Raw genomic sequence first — 18743 nt, 5'->3', positions numbered from 1 at the left:
CAGGTAAGATATTGCCCCATGTATTTGAAATCGCTGACTCTGAAGGGCTTTAAATCCTTCGCTTCGGCGACGACGATGAAATTCGAGCCCGGCATCTGCGCAGTTGTCGGCCCGAATGGATCTGGTAAGTCGAATGTTGTCGACGCCCTCGCGTGGGTTATGGGCGAGCACTCCGCCAAGACCCTCCGTGGCGGCAAAATGGAAGATGTCATCTTCGCGGGTACTTCCGGGCGAAAGCCCTTGGGGCGCGCGGAGGTTACTCTTACCATCGACAATTCCGATGGGGCACTTCCCATTCAATATAAAGAAGTCTCTGTCACGCGTCGCATGTACCGCGACGGCGCCAGCGAATACGAAATCAACGGTTCTCGCGTCCGCCTCATGGACGTCCAAGAACTCCTCAGCGACACCGGCATTGGCCGTGAGATGCACATCATCGTCGGCCAGGGCCGGCTTTCTCAGATTCTGGAGTCTCGGCCAGAGGAGCGTCGTGCGTTTATTGAAGAAGCCGCAGGCGTGCTCAAACACCGTCGTCGCAAAGAAAAGGCGCAGCGTAAACTGCAGTCGATGCAGGCCAATCTCGACCGGCTGCAGGACCTGACAGGTGAGCTTTCCCGTCAACTCAAGCCGCTAAAACGTCAGGCTGAGGCTGCCTCTCGCGCTCAGACTGTGCAGGCAGACCTGCGCGATGCCAAGTTGCGTTTGGCTGCCGCGGACTTCGTGGACTTGCAGGACAGCCTCAATGACATTGCTGGTCAAGCCAAGCTCATTGAGGAAAAAGTAGAAGCTGCCACGGAGCGTGCTGAGATTGCCGCTGAGCGCACTGCAGAACTCGAAGCCGAATTGGAGGACATTACTCCAGCTGCCGATGCTGCCCGTGACCTATGGTTCCGTCTCTCCGCACTCGGTGAGCGTATTCAAGCGACGGCCCGCATCGCCGCCGATCGCGCGGCCGACCATTCCGTCGCTCCGTGGGTAGGCCCGGACCCGGACTTCCTGGAGCAGCGTGCCGACGATGCCGCCACCGAAGAAGCCACGCTTGCAGAGGCAGAGGCAGAGGCTCGCGAAAAGCTGGAGGAAATCGGCGAAACGCTTTTCGATGCCGAGGAAACGTTCCGCGAAGCAGAGGCCGAGCACCTCGCGGCCGTTCGCGCAATCGCCGACCGTCGCGAAGGAGTGGTTCGCCTCATTTCCGCCGAAGAATCTCTGCGCACTCGCTTGGAAGCCGCCGAAGCCGAAGCTGCACGCCTTGCCGAGCAAACCAATGAGGCCGACGAACGCCGGGCCGATGCCACCGAAGCCGTGGAAAACGCCGCACAGGAACTAGCCGAGGCCGAATTCGAAGGTCCCGAGCTGCAGAGCGTTTATGAACAGGCTAACCGGGAAGCAGAGCTGGCCTCTACACGGTTGAAAGAACTCCGTGCTGACGAGCGCGACCTCGAGCGCAGCGTCTCAGGTTTGTCCGCTCGCATCGAAGCTCTAGAGACCGCCCGCACCGCTGCTGCCAACGACGGCACCGCGTGGCTACGCGAAAAGCACGAGCTCGGCGTTCTCTCTGAAGTCATCGATGTCGACGCTGGCTGGGAAAAAGCGCTCACCGCAGCCCTCGGCGCGGCCGCCGAAGCACTAGTCAGCGAGGGCAGTGGAGATTCGCTTATCGACGAGCTGGTGGCTGCAGGCAAAGGCAGTGCCGTCGTTATCAGTTCTGCGGATGCATCCGACTCCTGGCGCTTGGACATCACTTTGCCCGCACAGGCATCCTGGCTGCTCGACCATGTGACAGTGCCCGCGAAGCTTTCGGGTTCGTTGACCTCTCTGCTCGTTGATGTCGTGGCCTGCGACGACGAACTCGTTGCCCGTGAGCTGGTGACGCAGGATACTCGACTGCGCGTTGTTGACCGCGATGGTGTGCTGCGTGGCTCTGGTTGGGTAGCTGGCGGTGCTGGTGGCACTGCATCAGGTGTGGAAATCGCCGCCGACATTGCCAAGGCCCGCGAAGAGCTGGCGGAGGCGCAGGTGCGTTTGAGTGACCTCGGTGGTGTGCTCTCCGGTGCACAGGCCGAAGAAGAGGACCGCCGCACTGACGCTGCGGCCGCCCGTGCTGCGCTGCGTGAGCATCAGAGTCGTATGAAGGTCCTCACGGATGCCCGAACTCGGGCCACGGCGCAGCTGTCCGGCGTGGTGCATGATGCCGAACGTGCTGAGCAGCGCGGAGCCGAAGCCGTGGACCGAGTAACGAAGCTCCAGAAGGAATTGGCGGAGGTTGCGGACCGCTTGGCTCGCGTTGACCGTGACCCCGAGGAGGGGGAACCGTCGACAAGCGAACGTGACCGTGCCTCGGAGGCTCTGACGGCAGTGCGCGCCATGGAGACAGAGGCGCGTCTGTCGCTGCGTACGGCAGAGGAGAGGCTGTCGAGTGTACGAGGTAAGGCCGAGCGGCTTCGTCGCCAGGCTGCGTCGGAGCGCGTAGCGAAGGCGCGCCATGAGCAGGCGCAGATGGCTAAGGTTGCCCAGCGCGAATTGGCAGAAGTCGTCGCGGAGCTGGCTGAGGATTTGCATGCGAAGGTCAACGTGTCGTTGGCGCGGGCAGAGGCCGATCGCGACGATGCCGAGGCGCAGAAGAAGACGGTGTCGCAGGCACTATCGGCGGCACGGACGGAGGCAAATGGGGCGCAACGTGAGCTGGCACAGCTAACGGATTCCGCGCACCAGGGAGACATCGCCCGTGCACAGGCGCAGGTCCGCGTGACCGAGGCTGCAGAGCGCATCGTCGACCAGTTGGGGCTGTCTGTCGATGACCTGCTCGCGGACTTTGCTCCTGATGAGAACTTTGACCGCGCAGCCGTGACGAAGCAGCTCAAACAGGCGGAGAAGGATCTGCGTGTGCTCGGCCGCGTCAACCCGTTGGCGCTGGAGGAGTATAAGGCGATGGAGGAGCGCTACTCTTTCCTATCCACGCAGCTCGATGATGTCCTCAAGGCCCGCCAGGACCTCACCGATGTTGTCGAGGAAGTCGATGCCACGATTCTGCAGCTCTTCACAGACGCGTGGAACGATGTCGAGGCAGAATTCCCCGCGGTCTTCCAAACGCTTTTCCCGGGCGGTGACGGACGACTGGTTCTCACTGAGCCTGACAACCTGCTAACCACAGGTATCGAGGTTGAAGCTCGCCCACCGGGCAAAAAGGTCAAGCGACTCTCGTTGCTCTCCGGCGGCGAGAAGTCGCTGACGGCGCTGGCAATGCTCGTTGCTATTTTCCGCGCTCGCCCGAGTCCGTTTTACGTGCTCGACGAGGTGGAGGCAGCGCTTGACGACGTTAACCTGCGTCGCCTTATTGCGTTGCTCGAGGAACTCCGCGCGACCAGTCAGCTGATTGTCATTACGCACCAGAAGCCAACAATGGACGTTGCGAATGTGCTCTACGGTGTGACCATGCGGGGCGATGGTGTGACTCGAGTAATCTCGCAGCGAATGTCACCGGCATCCGCAACTCCGTCGACAGGAGCGGAGTAGGCGCGGAGTAAGTGAGGAAGAGTCGTTGATACTGCATAATGAGAGTTATGACTCCAACTCAGTGGATACTCCTTGTCGTCGCGATTGTCGTTATTATCGCGCTGCTTTTTGTTGTGGGCTATGTCCGCAGGAAAAACCAGCGCATTTCCTTTGCGAAGGAAGATACTAAGGAACTCACCCAGCAGGAGAAGTCTGGAAATTACCAGGCCACTAGTGGTTTTAACTTCGCTCCGGCCGGTAGTGGAACTGATACCCGTGAGAAGCAGCCGGTTGAAAAACCGATGCCCAAGCCGGTGGAAAAGCCCATTGAAAAGCAGGTCCCGGAACCAGTTGAAAAGCGGGCAGATGAGCCCGTTGATAAGTCGACGGATGGCTCCCTGCTGAAGCCGGAAGGCCAACTGCCTATTCCCGATAACCCCACCGAAATGGAGGGGGATCACGACCGCGTAATGCGGGAAATCCCAATCGATTTGCCTACGGCCGGAGAAGAGGAATCAGAGCCCGAGCCGGAACCACAACCAGAGCCCCAAGCAGAGCCTGAGGTAGAGGTAGTTTCTGCTCCTGAACCGGTGCCGGAGCCGGAGCCGACTCCCGAACCAGAACCGACGCCAGAGCCGACGCCAGAGCCGACGCCAGAACCGACGCCAGAGCCGGAGCCGACGCCGGAGCCAGAAGCGGAACAGCAGATTGACTCCATTGACCCGGCTGAGGGACGTCTGGGTCGCCTGCGCGGTCGTCTGTCCCGGTCGCAGAATGCAATTGGCCAGTCTGTGCTCGGCATCTTGGGCGCGGGTGACCTTGATGAGGACGCGTGGGAAGAGGTCGAGGACATCCTGGTGATGGCTGACCTCGGTGCGGCTGCGACGCAGCGTGTCGTCGATAAGCTGCGTGAGCGTATTGCCAGCCAGAAGGTGAGCACGGAAGAACAGGCACGCGCCCTGCTGCGTGAGGTGCTGATTGAGGAGTGCAAGCCTGAGATGGATCGCTCTATTCGCGCACTTCCGCACGAGGGCAAGCCCGCAGTGATTCTGGTGGTCGGTGTCAACGGCACTGGTAAGACCACGACGACGGGCAAACTGGCTCGTGTGCTGGTGGCCGGTGGCCACCATGTTGTTCTCGGTGCAGCGGACACTTTCCGTGCCGCTGCTGCAGATCAGCTGGAAACCTGGGGCCGTCGTGTCGGTGCCGAGACCGTTCGTGGCGCTGAAGGCGCGGATCCTGCTTCTATTGCATTTGAGGCAGTTGCTCACGGTATCGAGTCCGGCGCTGATGTGGTGCTCATCGACACCGCCGGCCGCCTGCACACCAAGGTCGGCCTGATGGACCAACTGGACAAGATTAAGCGCGTGGTGGAGAAGAAGGCTCAGGTTGATGAAGTCATCCTGGTTTTGGACGCGACGGTTGGCCAAAATGGTCTGCTGCAGGCTCGTACTTTCCGGGATGTTGTAGACATCACCGGCGTTGCTCTGACCAAGCTGGACGGTACCGCGAAGGGCGGCATTGTATTCCAGGTGCAAAACGAGCTCGGTGTACCGGTGAAGTTGGTTGGCCTTGGTGAAGGTGCTGACCACCTGGCGCCGTTTGAGCCGGAGAGCTTTGTAGACGCACTGCTCGGCGGCCGCAAATAGTAACTAACATCGATGAGTGAATTTTCCATTGATTGGTGAGTACAGCGTCGGTCGTTGCCCCCTCCCGGCAAAAAGTAAAGGCCTCGGAGCCACCGCGTAGATTTCTGTAGAGGATACGCGGGGCTCCGGGGCTTTTACTGTTGAGGGGCTAGGAATCTAGCGGAGAGTTGTGCTAGGAATCCTTAGAATTCTTGCGTGCGAGGCGGGTAGCTGCCACGCCACCGACCAGGAGTGCGAGAGCCGCACCGCCGAGGGCAGTCGCCTGAACACCAGTGACTGCTAGACCAGTGTTCTTGGTCCCGGTTTGCTTACCGTCATTCTTAGGGTTGTCGGGCTTGTCTCCTGGATTTTCCTCCCCAGGATTCTTGTCGTCCCCAGGCCGTTCGTCACCTGGGTTTTCATCATCCCCCGGTGCGTCATCGTCTGGGTTTTCATCGTCGGAAGTTGGACAGTAGCCGTAGACTCCGGTTGCCGGGTCGATCTTGCTCATATCCCGCGGGGAACCATCGGGGCACGTTGCGGTGTCATCGACTCCCGGCGGAATTCCGTCATTCTCTGGGGCATCTTCGTCAGGCTCCGGAGTTGGGCCGGAATCATCTGAAGTGCCACACGCGCCGTAAGCTCCGGTTGCCGGGTCAATCTTGCTCATATCCCGCGGGGAACCGTCGGGACAGGTCTGGGTGTCCTCAACGCCCGGTGGGATGCCATCGTTCGATGAACCTCCTGGATCCGGGTTTGCCGCGTCATCTACACACTGGAAAGTACCGCCAACATTTTCAAAATGTTGACCGGCGGGGCATTCCGATGGGGCGGGGTCAGGAATCTGTGCGGTGGCGGCGCCAACGCCGATGAGCATGCCGGCTGAAGCGGCAGCGGCCACCATGGTCGAAGAGAGCTTCTTCATTTGGAAACCTCACAATGTCTATAGGAAAGCCCTGCAATCAATGGGCTTAAGGGGGAACACTGTTCACACATTTGATTCTAATAACTAATTAAAGTCTTTAGTGGCATGGGTTTGGGGAGGGGGTAAAGCAAAATTGTTGACTCGTCCAAACCCCAGTAGAGGAAAGTGGGAACTTATATTTACAACGCTGAGTGTGTACACCCGTTGTGGTTGGAGCGTTTATAGAACTTGCCACTGTCGACTCGGCATAGGGCTTTTCTGTCTTCGCTAATGGAGCCGAGTCTTCTAATGTCTTATAGCTTTCGCTCATCTTTGCTGGCGAATGGTGCTTCCTAATCGTGTCGGGGTGGCGAAAGGCGGGTGGGGCGTAGCGGTTTGGTAAAAAATCGGTATCTGTGCGGTTTATGGTTCGAGCTATAGGAGTTATAACGTTTCGAAGATATGACACGCAAAAATGCTCCCGATGCTGAATTGGCATCAGGAGCAGTTTACGTTTCGCTAGCGGGGTAGAACCCTAAGCTTCTTAGCGGTTCTTGCGGGCGATGCGGGTAGCAGCGACACCGCCGACCAGAAGAACCAGAGCGGCTCCGCCCAGGGTGGTGGCGTCAACGCCGGTGGCTGCTAGGCCAGTGCTCTGAGTGGAAGAAGCCTTCTTGGACTCAGAGTTATTCTGCTCAGACTTCTTGGAGTCTGAAACCTTCTTTACGTTCTCGGAAGAGGTCGTCTTCTTGGACTCGGACGCCTTCTTCTCAGCCTTTTCCTTGGCCTTCTTCTCTTCCTTCGTGCACTTGTTTTCGTTCTTGCACTCAGCAGAGATCTTGATGTCAACGTTTACCTTGACATCCTTGCCGTCCTTGCCCGGTTTGCCGTCCTTACCTGGCTTACCGTCCTTGCCGTCTTTGCCCGGTTTGCCGTCCTTGCCTGGCTTGTCAGTATCCGGCTTGTCCTTGCCTGGCTTGTCAGTATCCGGCTTCGTCTCGTCCTTGACGCAGGCACCGAAGACGTTCGGGTTGCCCGGAACTGGCTTGCTCATGTCGAAGTGCTCGCCCTCCGGGCACTGCTTATCAGAAATACCTGGGTTTCCGAGGTTGCCGGGCTGGGACTCATTGTTGCCCGGCGTTTCAGGCTTAGGGGCTTCCTTGTCCGCGACGCACTGGAAGGTTCCGCCGACGTTTTCAAAGTGCTGGCCGTCTGGGCACTTGTCCGGCATTGGGGCCGGAATTCCGTCAGCGGAATCCTGCTCAGGCTGGTCTGCAACGCACTGGAAAGTGCCGTCGACGTTTTCAAAGTGCTGGCCGGCGGGGCACTCGGTCGGCATTGGGGCCGGAATCTGTGCAGTAGCGATGCCTGCGCTTGCAATCATGCTGGCGGAGAAGGTGGCGGCGATAGCCGTAGTGAACTTCTTCATGAAAACCTCCCAAGGAGTCAAACGGTCAGAGACCGATGAATATGATTTCGCCGTTCATCCCTCATCGTGCACGGCGGAAAATAAAACCAGGCCAACTGCGGTTAACTAGGTTCATGGCTAACCATAAACTGGTTGATATATGCATGGCATTGGAAGTAGTTATAGGGATAACTCTAGGTGTGTAGTGGCACACTTTGACCTGCTGTAATGCTGCCGGTTTGCAATTTAGTTTGCACCATTTCGGGGGAGGCGTGCACTAGGATCGTCCTTAGTAAAAGTTGGCTATTGGCGTTACTTGTCTGTTATCTACCTGGCGGTAGATAGGTTGTGTAAACGTTCTTTATGCAGTGGGACAACCCTGTCTTAGGTCGTGTTTAATTGTCACGTTAAAATAACGAATAGTAATTTAACGTTCCCGAGAATAAAAGAGCTTCACTCTATTGCCGATTTCTACTTCCTATTGGTTACACCCGAATCGGGGTGTTTAGGGTGGAGGGGATGCAATTGTTGTCGATAGGCGAAGCTGTAGATATGTGCCAAACGGAGTAGCCAGCGGGTACGGTAGAACAGTTAAGAAAAGATAAGGCAAAAGGGGAGCTGGAAACTTGTTTGAGTCTCTTTCCGATCGTTTGACGGGTGCCCTGCGGGGGCTGGGCGGGAAGGGTCGCCTGACTGAGGCGGATATTAACGCCACCGCCCGCGAGATTCGGCTGGCTCTTCTGGAAGCCGATGTCTCCCTTGAGGTTGTCCGTACCTTCATCAAGCGCATCAAGGAACGCGCTAACGAAATTATTGGCAGCCAGACGGTCAACCCGGCCAACCAAATCATTGAGGTTGTCAATGAGGAACTGATCAACATCCTCGGTGGCGAGACTCGACGTCTCAATATGTCGAAGCAGCCGCCAACGGTTATCATGCTGGCCGGTCTGCAGGGTGCTGGTAAGACCACCTTGGCCGGTAAATTGGCCAGGTACCTCACGGATCAGGGGCACACCCCAGTTCTCGTCGCCTGCGACCTGCAGCGCCCAGGTGCGGTGCAGCAGCTGGAAATCGTGGCTGAGCGTGCAGGCGTGCCGTGCTTCGCACCGTTCCCGGGCACCAGCCTCGATTCCACCCATGAAATGGGCACCAGCGAGGACAACCCAGTTGACGCCGCGTTCCGTGGCCTCGCTTATGCTCGCCAGCATCGCCACGATGTGGTGATTATCGATACCGCAGGTCGCCTGGGTATCGATGAGGTTCTGATGAAGCAAGCCCGCGATATTCGCGATGCCATCAACCCGCATGAAGTTCTGTTTGTCATGGACTCCATGATTGGTCAGGACGCGGTAGAGACCGCCAAGGCCTTCCGAGATGGCGTTGACTTCACCGGTGTTGTACTGACCAAGCTCGATGGCGACGCGCGCGGTGGCGCTGCACTGTCTATCCGTGAGGTCACAGGTAAGCCGATTCTGTTCGCCTCCACGGGCGAGAAGTTGGAGGACTTTGACGTCTTCCACCCAGACCGCATGGCCAGCCGCATCCTGGGCATGGGTGACCTGAAGACGTTGGTTGAGGTCGCTTCCAAGGAAATTGATCATGAGCAGGCTGCAAAGTCTGCCCAGAAGATTGGTTCGGGCGAGTTGACTCTCGAGGACTTCCTCGAGCAGATGATGATGGTCCGCAAGATGGGCCCAATCGGCAACATCCTCAAGATGCTCCCCGGCGGCGCGGAAATGTCCAAGGCCGCGGAAATGGTCGATGAAAAGCAGCTTGACCGCATCGAGGCGATTATCCGCGGTATGACTCCGGAAGAGCGCGAGAATCCGAAGATTCTGAACGCTTCACGACGTCGTCGTATCGCCAACGGTTCCGGTGTGTCTGTTTCGGAGGTTAACCAGCTCATCGAGCGCTTCAATGAGGCACGCAAGATGATGGCTCAGATGGCCGGTCGTTTCGGTATGGGCGGTGGCCGCCCATCGAACCGCAAGGCCAAGCGTGGCCGAAAGGGCAAGGGCAAGAATAAGCGCAAGGGCGCTAACCGCGGCCCGACGCCGCCGAAGGCAATGCGCGGTGGCGGAATGCCCGGTATGCAGGGCATGCCGGGGATGCCTAGCATGGCCGAGCTGCAGAAGCTACAGAAGCAGATGGGCAACCAGCTGCCAGAAGGCATGGAGGGCTTTGACCTCAATAATCTCGACTTCGGGCAGGGCAAGAAGTAGCTGGGGCAAGAAGTAGCTAGCCCCGCAGGCTCTCCTGGATCTGGCGGCCCATTTCGGCACTGAAGGTGGCCGCTAGTTCATCAGTGATGTGATTGCTGTCGCGGTAGACGTAGATATTACCGATAACATTGCGGCAGGTAGTCGGGCCACAGAAGATGTCGGAAAAATCTAGACTGTGCCCGTTGGGGAAGTTTGCAAGAATTTCCTCAGCGGGATTTTCTGCATTTAGAGCAGTTTTGCGGTGGATGGTGCAATCTTCGTTCGCTTCGTCGCACACGCTTGGGGAGAACTGACTCAAGTCCTCCCGTAGCGCCCACGGGTTATCGCGGATTGCGAAGAAATCAATTTCGCGTTCTTGTAGAGCAGTGAAAAACGAGACATAGCCATCCGGCGTATAGTCGCCGGGCTGCGGTGGGTCCGCCTGGAATAAGGGCCTGGTCGAGGTGGTGAAAACCATCTCTGGCTGAACCTCGTCAATTTTCTGCAGTGCCTCGAAAGTCCAGGGCACGCAGATGTCGCCGACTCCGTGGATTGGTTCTAAAGTCGCTGGACAGCCCTGTCGAAGGAGAACGACCACTCGGTAACCGTGCTTCTTGCCGTAGGCATCAATTGGGGCGAACCAGTGTTCCATGTGCGAGCCCCCGATGATGACAATCGATTCACTAGCATCCGGGTCACCGTAAACACACGGCTGGGTCTCATCGCGCCAACGGCGATTCGGCGGGAAATACCCGACGTCTTCGCCGCCTGTCACAAGGCAACCATCGAGGGCGGGTTCCGGCCAGAGGTCAGTGATGAAATCGGTATTCGGCTTTGTGGCTGCCTTCGGCACCTCGTACCCGTCGGTAAGCGCGAGCGCACCTGGATAGACCATTGGATCTAGGCTGGTGGCAGAGGCACGATTGACGCGCAGCTGCTGCACGTTGACAAGGCTGGTCATGCCAACCAACGCAATGATTACAACAGCGCCGACTACCGCTTGGCGACGAGCCGGGTGACGATGCTTAATTGCGTGGATTGCATCGCCGACGACGGGCTGAGTCCGGGTCGGTCGGCGAGTCGATTGAGCCAGTGGCAGCTCGACATACTTGTTGGTGAGCTTGGCCAAAATGAAGGAAACGACAATCGCTGCGGTGCCAAGCTTCAACCCCGGAGTATCGCGGTTGAGGTAGTTTATGGCCAGGATGAGAAGAGGCCAGTGCCACAGGTAGAGCGCGTAGGCGCTCTGGCCTATCTCGCGCATTGGGCGGCTGGCCAGGAACTTGGAGATCCAACCCGCCTCGGGGCCAGCGATAATAATCAGCGCAGCACCTCCGAGGGGCCATAGTGTCCAAGGGCCTGGGAACTGTGCGGCACCGTCGAAGATGAAACCGGTGGAGACCACCAGTGCGAGGCCGATGCCTGCTAACAGCACTCGTAGAGGCGTGGGCATGGGGATGGAGCCCCGGACAAGAATCAGTCCGAGTAGTGCGCCGAGGCAGAGTTCCCAGAGGCGGCTGACAGTGGAGTAGTAGTTCCACCCCTGGTTCTCGGAGTGCATATAGAAGGCATAGGCAAGCGAGCCGAGAGTGATAACTGCCAGCAACGGAGTGAGGATTCGGCGGAGTCTACCGCCAGTAGCGTCGGTACGCTTCGCCTCCACTGGTGAGGTGACAGTCCCGACAATCCGGGATGAGCGCGTCATCCAGGCGAGTAGGGAGATGAGCAAGATTGAGCCGAGGTAAAACTGACCCTGCACCGACATTGACCACAGGTGCTGCAGTGGGGAAGTTTCGCTCTCTGCGGCAGCGTAGTCCGAGCCCTGGAGTGCCAGTTCATAATTTTGGTAGTAGAGCAGGCTGGCGCGGAGTTGCTGGGCAATGTCAATGGTGCGAAGCGATGGAATGAAGTAAATGACAAACAGGGTTGTCGCGAAGAGGACCAGCACCAGTGTCGGGATTAGGCGACGCAGCGTGCGCCAGATGCTCCACCACGGATTGATGGACTGCCGGGGATTGATGGCATTGCGGTACTGCGCGCCGAAGAAGAAAAACCCGGAGAGCAAGAGGAATACGTCCACACCACCGGAAACGCGACCGACGTAAACGTGGAAAAGGACTACGAGGGCAATTGAAATGCCCCGTAGTCCGTCCAAGTCATACCTATACTGGGTGCCGGTGGTTTTCATAGAATGTTACGTTACCGCACTGTCAACGACGTTCAGCTTTAGTGGGTATGCAGAGTTTCGAGTGCGCAGTTTTGTTAATTTCCAAAAACTGCTGGTAACATACCTCGAGTTGTCTCAATGAGAATCCTCAGCTGAGGCACGACTGCGAATTCATCGGATCCGGCCACGGCCGCCCGGTGGTCACGCGCAGTGTAAATATCCCAAGGGCAAAACCGGTTCAAGGCACCTCGTCAGTAATTACTGGTGAGCTTGGATGCATAAGTATTGTCCAGTGACATAGAAGAAAGAGGAACTCCTCATGGCAGTCAAGATTAAGCTGCAGCGCCTGGGTAAGATTCGTACTGCTCAGTACCGCGTTGTCGTTGCTGATGCTCGTACCCGTCGCAACGGTGCGGTCATTGAGAACCTGGGCATCTACCAGCCGAAGGAAGAGCCGTCGATTATCAAGATTGACTCCGAGCGCGTTCAGTACTGGCTGGGCGTCGGCGCACAGCCGACCGAGCCGGTTCTGGCTCTGCTGAAGGTCACCGGCGACTGGCAGAAGTTCAAGGGCCTCGAGGGTGCAGAGGGCACTCTGAAGGTTGCTGAGCCGAAGCCGACCAAGCTCGAGCTGTTCAACAAGGCTCTGGAAGAGGCCAACAACGGCCCGTCCGCGGAGGCCATCACCGCTAAGCGCCGCGAGGCCAAGGAAGCAGCTAAGGCTGCTAAGGAAGCTGAGGAGGCCGCAAAGGCTGCCGAGGCTGAGGCTGCTGAGTCCGAGGCTTCCGAGGACGCCGAGTAATAAGGACGCTGAGTACGCCGCTTAGCTAATCCGGGCGCTACCTTATACTTCAAGACGAAGTGTTGGGTGGCGCCTTTTTTGCTTTATGCGGGTGTTTTACAGAGCCTTTATAAGAGAGGGAGTGTGCGCGTGTCGGTAGCTGACATGGTGCTTATTGGCCGAGTGATTAAGCCCCACGGTGTGCGCGGGGAAGTCGTCGTTGATGCAACAACGGATGACCCGGAAGGGCGTTTCGCAGTCGGAACCACGCTGTTGGGTGTACAGGCGGGCCGTGAAGAACAGCTGACTGTGAAAACGGCGCGTCCGCACCAGGGCCGTCTGCTGGTTCGCTTCGAGGAGATTCCGGGCCGCAATGAGGCCGAGCGCTATCGGGGCATGAAGTTTTATGCCGAACCCGTCTTCGAAGACGAGGATTTTTATGACTTTGAACTCGAAGGCCTGCGCGTTGTCCACAACGGCACCGATATCGGCGAGGTCACTTCTATCGTCCGTGCTCCCGCTCACCGTCTCCTTGAAGTCACGCTTGACGGAGGCGGCCGAGAGGTTCTTATCCCTCTGGTAGAGGAAATCGTTCCGGAAGTAGACCTTGAGAATTCTACCGTCACCATCACGCCACCGGAAGGACTGTTGGAGCTGTGAGCTTACGTCTCGATGTAGTCACAATCTTCCCGGAATACCTCGAGCCACTGCGTCATGCGCTGCTGGGTAAGGCAATCGAACAGGGCATTTTGAGCGTCGGAGTGCACAACCTGCGCGACTGGGCGCCAGGTGTACACCAAGCCGTGGATGACTCGCCCTACGGCGGTGGCCCCGGCATGGTTATGAAGCCGGATGTCTGGGGTCCCGCCCTCGACGAGATCGCGACGCTGAAAGTGGAGCAGTCGTTGACATCCGCTGTGCCGCATTCGGACAATGTTCGCCATGATCAGAAACTGGGTTTGGCCGAGGAATCTTCCTATGCTGCAGCGGAAGTGCCGTCGTTAAGTGAAGAAGATTCAGCGAAGCCCCTGCTGATTGTCCCGACCCCGGCGGGCGAGCCGTTTACGCAGCAGATGGCGCAGGAGTTCTCACACGAGGAGCACATTGTGTTCGCGTGCGGGCGCTACGAGGGCATTGACCAGCGCGTTATTGATGATGCCGCTAATCGTTATCGCGTGCGTGAGGTCTCTATTGGGGACTATGTGCTGATCGGCGGGGAGGTGGCGGTGCTGGTGATTGCGGAGTCCGTCGTGCGGTTAATCCCAGGTGTGTTGGGCAACCGCAAGAGCCACGAGGAGGACTCTTTCTCTGACGGTCTGCTCGAAGGGCCGTCCTACACAAAGCCGCGCGAGTGGCGTGGACTAGAAGTGCCGGACGTTCTCCTCAGCGGCAATCACGCGCTGGTGGACCGTTGGCGGCGCGATCAGTCACTCATTCGTACGGCCGAACGTCGTCCGGATTTGCTTGCCGACGTCGACCTCAGCGTCCGTGACCAGGAAATAATTCAAGAGGTCATTGGGGAAGTAACCGAGGAGAACTGCTAGTGGCACGTGTTCGAATTGCGCGACCCCGGCACGTCATTGGTTGGTTAGCTGTCCTAGGGGCACTGGCGTGGTTCACTCAAACGCAGCTGGCGGGGAGCGTAGATCAGTCGTTTGCAGGCTGGGTCAGTGACCTGCATGGGGCACGGAATGGCCGCGTCGATAGTTTGATGCTGACTTTGAGCGAGATTATCCGGCCGATTTACGTCGCGCCGGTCACGCTTGTTGCTGCGGCACTCCTGTGGTTCCGCTTCCGTGCGTGGGCGTTGCTACTGCCAGCGTCATTCGGTTCGTCGATTGCGGTGACTTATGCCATGAAGTGGTTTTTGGACCGCGACCGACCGGGCGAGGAGTTCTCGCTGGTCAACCTGCACGATGCAGCGTTTCCTTCTGCACATGTGGCAGCGGCTACCTCCAGCGGCATGGCCGCGATGCAGCTTGCCATCCCCGTATTGCGGCGCACAGCCCGCAAGCTGCTTGACCTGGCCATCGTCGCGCTTATCGGTGCCGTGGCACTATCACGCGTGTGGGTCGGGGCGCACTGGCTCACCGATGTTATCGGCGGACTTATCGCCGGAGTTATCGGCTTGGCAGTTGCGTTGTTGGTTCTTAGGAGATGGCCACGAGCACGGCGCTACGCGCTGCTTTAGTCTCCTCATAGAAAGCTAAGAGTTCGCGGTAGCGCTGCGTCGCAGTGGCTTCGTCGATAAGCGAACCATTGTCCGTGATACGGGCGTCTAAGTCGATGCTTGCCAGCGTCTGGTGTACGTCGCCGACGCGATCGGCGCGGATGACCGCGGACAGCGGCTGGCGGCAGACGCGGTCGGCGCCGAGGATGGCCTCCGCCAGCGGGTCGCCGAGCGCCTGGCCGTCGATGGGATTGCCGGTCAGGGTGCGCAGCAAGGACTCCCAGTCGGTGTCGATATCCAGGGCATCTTCGTCCGGAACGTCGACGAAGTGCTGCAGGATAATCTTCTCCGCGCCGTCGTTAACAAGCCCCGCCGTGCCGCCGTCGCTGGTCGCCGCAGGTGCGGCGACCTCAACTAACCGTGCTGCCTCCTCATCGGAAATGCGCAGGTATTCGGCACAGAGTTTCTGCTTCATGGGGCTCCTTTTCCGGTGTTAACTGCGAGCCTTCTGTGGGGCGTTCGCCAATTGGTACTTCCACGATAGTAAAGTTGCCCGGGTGATTTCATCAGTAATTGCCCGAGAACTCGCCGCCACTGGTGCGGACATTGCCGAAAGTGCCGTCGCCGCCGCTATCAAGCTTCTCGACGAAGGCAACACCGTGCCTTTCATCGCCCGCTATCGCAAAGAAGTAACCGGCGGGCTCGATGACACACAGCTGCGTTTCATCGAGGAACGCGTCGTCTACCTGCGCGAACTAGAAGAGCGCAAGCAGACGATTCTCGCCGCCATCGAAGAGCAGGGAAAGCTTAACGACGACCTCAAGGCCGCCATCCTCGCCTGCGACACCAAGGCACGGTTGGAGGATCTCTACCTGCCGTACAAGAAGAAGCGCAAGACCAAGGCCGATATTGCGCGTGAGGCCGGGTACGAACCGCTGGTGGAGGAGCTACTGGCCGACCCCGCCGCGGACCCTGAGGCTCTGGCCACTAAATATGGCGAGGCAGCTGGTAAGGATACGAAGGACGCTCTGACCGGTGCCCGTGCCATTTTGGTCGATCGCTTCGCTACTGATGCTGATTTGGTGGGCTCTGTCCGTGAGCAGGTGTGGTCTTCCGGTTCCGCCGCCGCTGCCGTGGTGGAGGGCAAGGAGACTGCGGGCGCGAAGTACCGCGACTACTTCGAGCACAACGAACCGCTGGAGACCATGCCCAGCCACCGTGTGCTGGCCGTGCTGCGTGGAGAGGCCGAGGGCATCCTGACTCTCAACATCGATGCGGGTGAAGATGAGACCTACGAACACATGATTCGTGAGGCCTTTGAGCTTCCCGACGGCGGTGCCTCCAAGTGGATTGACCAGGCCGTTCGTTTCGGCTGGCGTACCAAGTTGGAGGTTTCCGCTGCCCTCGATGCCCGCACTCGACTGAAGGAGCGCGCCGAGGCTGAAGCTGTGGATGTCTTCGCCCGTAACCTGCGCGACCTGCTGCTGGCTGCCCCTGCTGGTCAGCGCGCCACTCTCGGCCTGGATCCGGGATACCGCAATGGTGTGAAGTGCGCCGTTGTCGACTCCACCGGCAAGGTGCTCGACACTGCCATCGTCTACCCGCACCAGCCGCGCAATGACTGGTCTGGCGCCAAGGAGCAGCTGGCCACTGTCTGCGCCACTCACCGCGTGGAGCTCATGGCCATCGGCAACGGCACCGCTTCCCGCGAGACCGAAACCCTGGCCCGCGAAATCGCCGACCTGATCGCTCAGGCCGGCGGCAAGAAGCCGACCCCAGTGGTGGTCTCTGAGGCCGGTGCTTCCGTGTACTCCGCATCGTCCCTGGCAGCAGCCGAGTTCCCGGACATGGATGTCTCGCTCCGCGGTGCCGTGTCGATTGCCCGCCGCCTGCAGGATCCGCTTGCCGAGCTCGTCAAAATCGATCCGAAGTCCATCGGTGTCGGTCAGTACCAGCACGACGTTTCCCAGACCAAGCTCGAGCACTCTCTCGATGCCGTGGTTGAAGATGCCGTGAATGCTGTCGGCGTGGAGGTCAATACCGCCTCCGCGCCGCTCCTCGGTCGCGTTGCTGGCGTGTCCTCGACCGTTGCGGACAATATCGTCGCATACCGAGACGAAAACGGCGCCTTTACCTCCCGAAAGGAACTGTTGAAGGTTCCGCGTCTCGGCCCCAAGGCCTTCGAACAATGCGCCGGCTTCCTGCGCATTCACGGCGCTACCAACCCGCTGGATGCCTCTGCAGTTCACCCCGAGTCCTACCGCGTCGTCGACGCTATCGCAGCGTCGGCTGGCGTCAGCGTCCAGGAGCTCATCGGCAACTCCCGCGTCCTGTCCAAGCTGCGTGCCGAAGACTTCGTCGACGACTCCGCCGGCATCGGTCTGCCCACCGTCCAGGACATCTTGGCTGAGTTGGACAAGCCTGGCCGCGATCCACGTCCCGAGTTTGTCACCGCCACCTTTAAGGAGGGCGTGGAGAAGGTCTCCGACCTTAAGCCCGGCATGATCCTCGAGGGCACGGTCACCAACGTCGCGGCCTTCGGCGCCTTCGTCGACGTCGGAGTCCATCAGGACGGCCTCGTTCACGTCTCCAACATGGCGCGCGGTTTCGTCTCCGACCCACATGAGGTCGTCCGCTCGGGCGAGGTGGTCAAAGTGAAGGTTCTCGACGTTGACGTTGAACGCAACCGTATCGGTCTATCGCTCAGGCTTGACGACGACACCTCGGATGCCAAGCCAAAGCGTGGCGACGGTCGCCGTGAAGGTCATGGAGATGGTCGTCGTGGTGATGGTCACGGTAAGGGGCGCAAGCGCGGTTCCCAGAACAAGAAGCAGGGCGGTTCCATGGCCGATGCGCTGCGCAGGGCAGGCTTTTAGCGCTTGAGCTGTTAGCGCATAGCCTATTGGCGCATAGCGTCGATGCGGCTGTTGATCTCACCCGCGACAGCCCCAGCCATTCCATCAGGTACAACGATGGTGTAATCGGACCCTGAGGTCTCAATCTTGACTGCCTCGCCTGACCGTGCCGCCACGGTGATGCGGCCATCATTGCCAAGTCGAAGCCCAATACCGCCACCGTCGGCCCAGTTATATTTCGCCGGTGCCGCGTACTTAACGGTTCGAAGCTCGATGCGGTGCTTCATCTTCAATGGTCCGCAACCGTTAAAAATAGTGATGGAATCTGTCTTTGGGTCGGTATCTAGTGTCATGCCGGTCTCATATGCAATGAGGAATAGCGGCGTGCACAGGAGAAAAATGATGCCAAGGATCGGAAGGAATATTGCGAGCACTATAGACACTGTGCACCAGACTGCGAGGGCAGCCTTGACGCCATTAGAGATAGTCACGCTGACATCGATGGGAGTCGGGTCTCCTTCTCGATGGGGCAACTCTGGCGATGCAGGTTCGGTGACCGTGGCGTCGGTAAGCGAAGAGTAGTCCTTGAGGCGGCGCGCCACGAACAGGGCAGCTGCTAGACCGATGACGACACCGGCGATTGCATAAAACCAGCCGATTCGGGCGGTCATAGGGTCCGTCGTGCCGATTTGCGGGATGATAATCGCGAATTCAACACCGATTAAGAAGCCGCAGAGGGCGAGATTGGTTATTGCAATTGGCTTGCGTACGACAAGCGGCGTACTGGTCTTGGCACCGAGCCAACCGATCTGTGCACATGCGATGACGATGATGGCCGTAATCAAGGTGCTTTGAATTGGCGGCATGAAACCGTCGGGAGCGTCGTTACCGCTCCAATGCGTTGCTATTTGTTCCGGTAGTCGCTCGGAAATAGCAATCACCCACAGAAGCTGTGCAATGGCCAGTACACACGGGGCGATGATTGTTCCTCGAACAATCCAGGGGTCAAAGCGTGGAATCTGCGGCATGGAGACAATTTTAGCAGTTGAGGTGGGGCGGTATTGCACGTTGGTGATGCACGTTGCTCGTGCGCCTTGGTAATGCATGGTTCGCCTCGAACAATAAGGCCGAAAAGAA

Annotated in this window: 13 protein-coding genes; 8 read left to right on the top strand and 5 right to left on the bottom strand. The window is 58.7% G+C overall.

The features are described from left to right. Positions 1-18: 18 nt before the first annotated feature. Together smc and ftsY are read left to right on the top strand one after the other, a co-directional pair. The gene (gene smc, locus HMPREF2651_RS02175) at positions 19-3513 is read left to right on the top strand and encodes a chromosome segregation protein SMC (RefSeq protein WP_038628636.1); all 3495 of its coding nucleotides are present in this window, start codon (positions 19-21) and stop codon (positions 3511-3513) included. A 47-nt stretch (positions 3514-3560) separates the two neighbouring features. Next, complete coding sequence (ftsY, locus tag HMPREF2651_RS02170; RefSeq protein WP_049181501.1) at positions 3561-5141, top strand: signal recognition particle-docking protein FtsY; 1581 nt, start codon at positions 3561-3563, stop codon at positions 5139-5141. 172 nt (positions 5142-5313) lie between these two features. On the opposite strand, the gene HMPREF2651_RS02165 is transcribed toward ftsY, so the two are convergent. Then, positions 5314-6045: a hypothetical protein gene (locus HMPREF2651_RS02165; protein ID WP_038628640.1), complete on the bottom strand. Its 732-nt coding sequence runs from the start codon at positions 6043-6045 to the stop codon at positions 5314-5316. A 523-nt stretch (positions 6046-6568) separates the two neighbouring features. After that, positions 6569-7453 carry a hypothetical protein gene (locus HMPREF2651_RS02160; RefSeq protein ID WP_049181500.1) on the bottom strand — a complete coding sequence of 295 codons (885 nt, stop codon included), beginning with the start codon at positions 7451-7453 and terminating at the stop codon, positions 6569-6571. Between the two features lie 605 nt (positions 7454-8058). Between HMPREF2651_RS02160 and ffh the strand changes: the two genes are divergently transcribed. Next, positions 8059-9654, top strand: coding sequence for a signal recognition particle protein (gene ffh / locus HMPREF2651_RS02155; protein WP_070585960.1), 1596 nt, complete (start codon positions 8059-8061; stop codon positions 9652-9654). Positions 9655-9670: 16 nt separating this feature from the next. On the opposite strand, the gene HMPREF2651_RS02150 is transcribed toward ffh, so the two are convergent. Continuing rightward, entirely contained in the window at positions 9671-11821 is a 2151-nt protein-coding gene (locus HMPREF2651_RS02150) for an acyltransferase family protein (RefSeq protein WP_049181498.1), read from the bottom strand. Positions 11822-12119: 298 nt separating this feature from the next. Between HMPREF2651_RS02150 and rpsP the strand changes: the two genes are divergently transcribed. The 4 genes from rpsP (at position 12120) to HMPREF2651_RS02130 (ending at position 14772) form a co-directional block, all read left to right on the top strand. Then, on the top strand, positions 12120-12602 hold the full coding sequence (gene rpsP, locus HMPREF2651_RS02145) for a 30S ribosomal protein S16 (RefSeq protein ID WP_038628648.1): 483 nt from the start codon (positions 12120-12122) through the stop codon (positions 12600-12602). 144 nt (positions 12603-12746) lie between these two features. After that, positions 12747-13241 (top strand): ribosome maturation factor RimM, encoded by a 495-nt coding sequence (rimM, locus tag HMPREF2651_RS02140; protein ID WP_049181515.1) that lies wholly within the window; start codon positions 12747-12749, stop codon positions 13239-13241. Beyond that, positions 13238-14125 carry a tRNA (guanosine(37)-N1)-methyltransferase TrmD gene (trmD, locus tag HMPREF2651_RS02135; protein WP_038628650.1) on the top strand — a complete coding sequence of 296 codons (888 nt, stop codon included), beginning with the start codon at positions 13238-13240 and terminating at the stop codon, positions 14123-14125. Before rimM ends, trmD begins: the two co-directional genes overlap by 4 nt. After that, positions 14125-14772 carry a phosphatase PAP2 family protein gene (locus tag HMPREF2651_RS02130; protein ID WP_049181494.1) on the top strand — a complete coding sequence of 216 codons (648 nt, stop codon included), beginning with the start codon at positions 14125-14127 and terminating at the stop codon, positions 14770-14772. Before trmD ends, HMPREF2651_RS02130 begins: the two co-directional genes overlap by 1 nt. On the opposite strand, the gene HMPREF2651_RS02125 is transcribed toward HMPREF2651_RS02130, so the two are convergent. After that, entirely contained in the window at positions 14732-15226 is a 495-nt protein-coding gene (locus tag HMPREF2651_RS02125) for a DUF1877 family protein (protein ID WP_049181492.1), read from the bottom strand. The two genes, HMPREF2651_RS02130 and HMPREF2651_RS02125, sit on opposite strands and share 41 nt — an antisense overlap. Before the next feature lie 82 nt (positions 15227-15308). On the opposite strand from HMPREF2651_RS02125, the gene HMPREF2651_RS02120 reads away from it, so the two are divergent. Continuing rightward, the gene (locus HMPREF2651_RS02120) at positions 15309-17627 is read left to right on the top strand and encodes a Tex family protein (protein WP_049181488.1); all 2319 of its coding nucleotides are present in this window, start codon (positions 15309-15311) and stop codon (positions 17625-17627) included. Between the two features lie 23 nt (positions 17628-17650). Here the strand turns inward: HMPREF2651_RS02120 and HMPREF2651_RS02115 are convergent, their stop codons facing one another. Further along, positions 17651-18634 (bottom strand): DUF1648 domain-containing protein, encoded by a 984-nt coding sequence (locus tag HMPREF2651_RS02115; RefSeq protein ID WP_049181485.1) that lies wholly within the window; start codon positions 18632-18634, stop codon positions 17651-17653. Positions 18635-18743: the final 109 nt, after the last annotated feature.

It is taken from the genome of Corynebacterium sp. HMSC063A05 (genome assembly GCF_001809695.1).
Lineage (GTDB): Bacteria > Actinomycetota > Actinomycetes > Mycobacteriales > Mycobacteriaceae > Corynebacterium > Corynebacterium amycolatum.
This window is presented reverse-complemented; position numbering and strand designations above follow the sequence as displayed.

Excerpts from the sequence above, each read along its gene's own strand:
- HMPREF2651_RS02165 (WP_038628640.1), bottom strand. The coding sequence starts at position 6,045 with ATGAAGAAGCTCTCTTCGACCATGGTGGCCGCTGCCGCTTCAGCCGGC.
- rpsP (WP_038628648.1), top strand. The coding sequence starts at position 12,120 with ATGGCAGTCAAGATTAAGCTGCAGCGCCTGGGTAAGATTCGTACTGCT.
- HMPREF2651_RS02150 (WP_049181498.1), bottom strand. The coding sequence starts at position 11,821 with ATGAAAACCACCGGCACCCAGTATAGGTATGACTTGGACGGACTACGG.
- HMPREF2651_RS02125 (WP_049181492.1), bottom strand. The coding sequence starts at position 15,226 with ATGAAGCAGAAACTCTGTGCCGAATACCTGCGCATTTCCGATGAGGAG.
- HMPREF2651_RS02160 (WP_049181500.1), bottom strand. The coding sequence starts at position 7,453 with ATGAAGAAGTTCACTACGGCTATCGCCGCCACCTTCTCCGCCAGCATG.
- HMPREF2651_RS02115 (WP_049181485.1), bottom strand. The coding sequence starts at position 18,634 with ATGCCGCAGATTCCACGCTTTGACCCCTGGATTGTTCGAGGAACAATC.
- smc (WP_038628636.1), top strand. The coding sequence starts at position 19 with ATGTATTTGAAATCGCTGACTCTGAAGGGCTTTAAATCCTTCGCTTCG.
- ftsY (WP_049181501.1), top strand. The coding sequence starts at position 3,561 with ATGACTCCAACTCAGTGGATACTCCTTGTCGTCGCGATTGTCGTTATT.
- rimM (WP_049181515.1), top strand. The coding sequence starts at position 12,747 with ATGGTGCTTATTGGCCGAGTGATTAAGCCCCACGGTGTGCGCGGGGAA.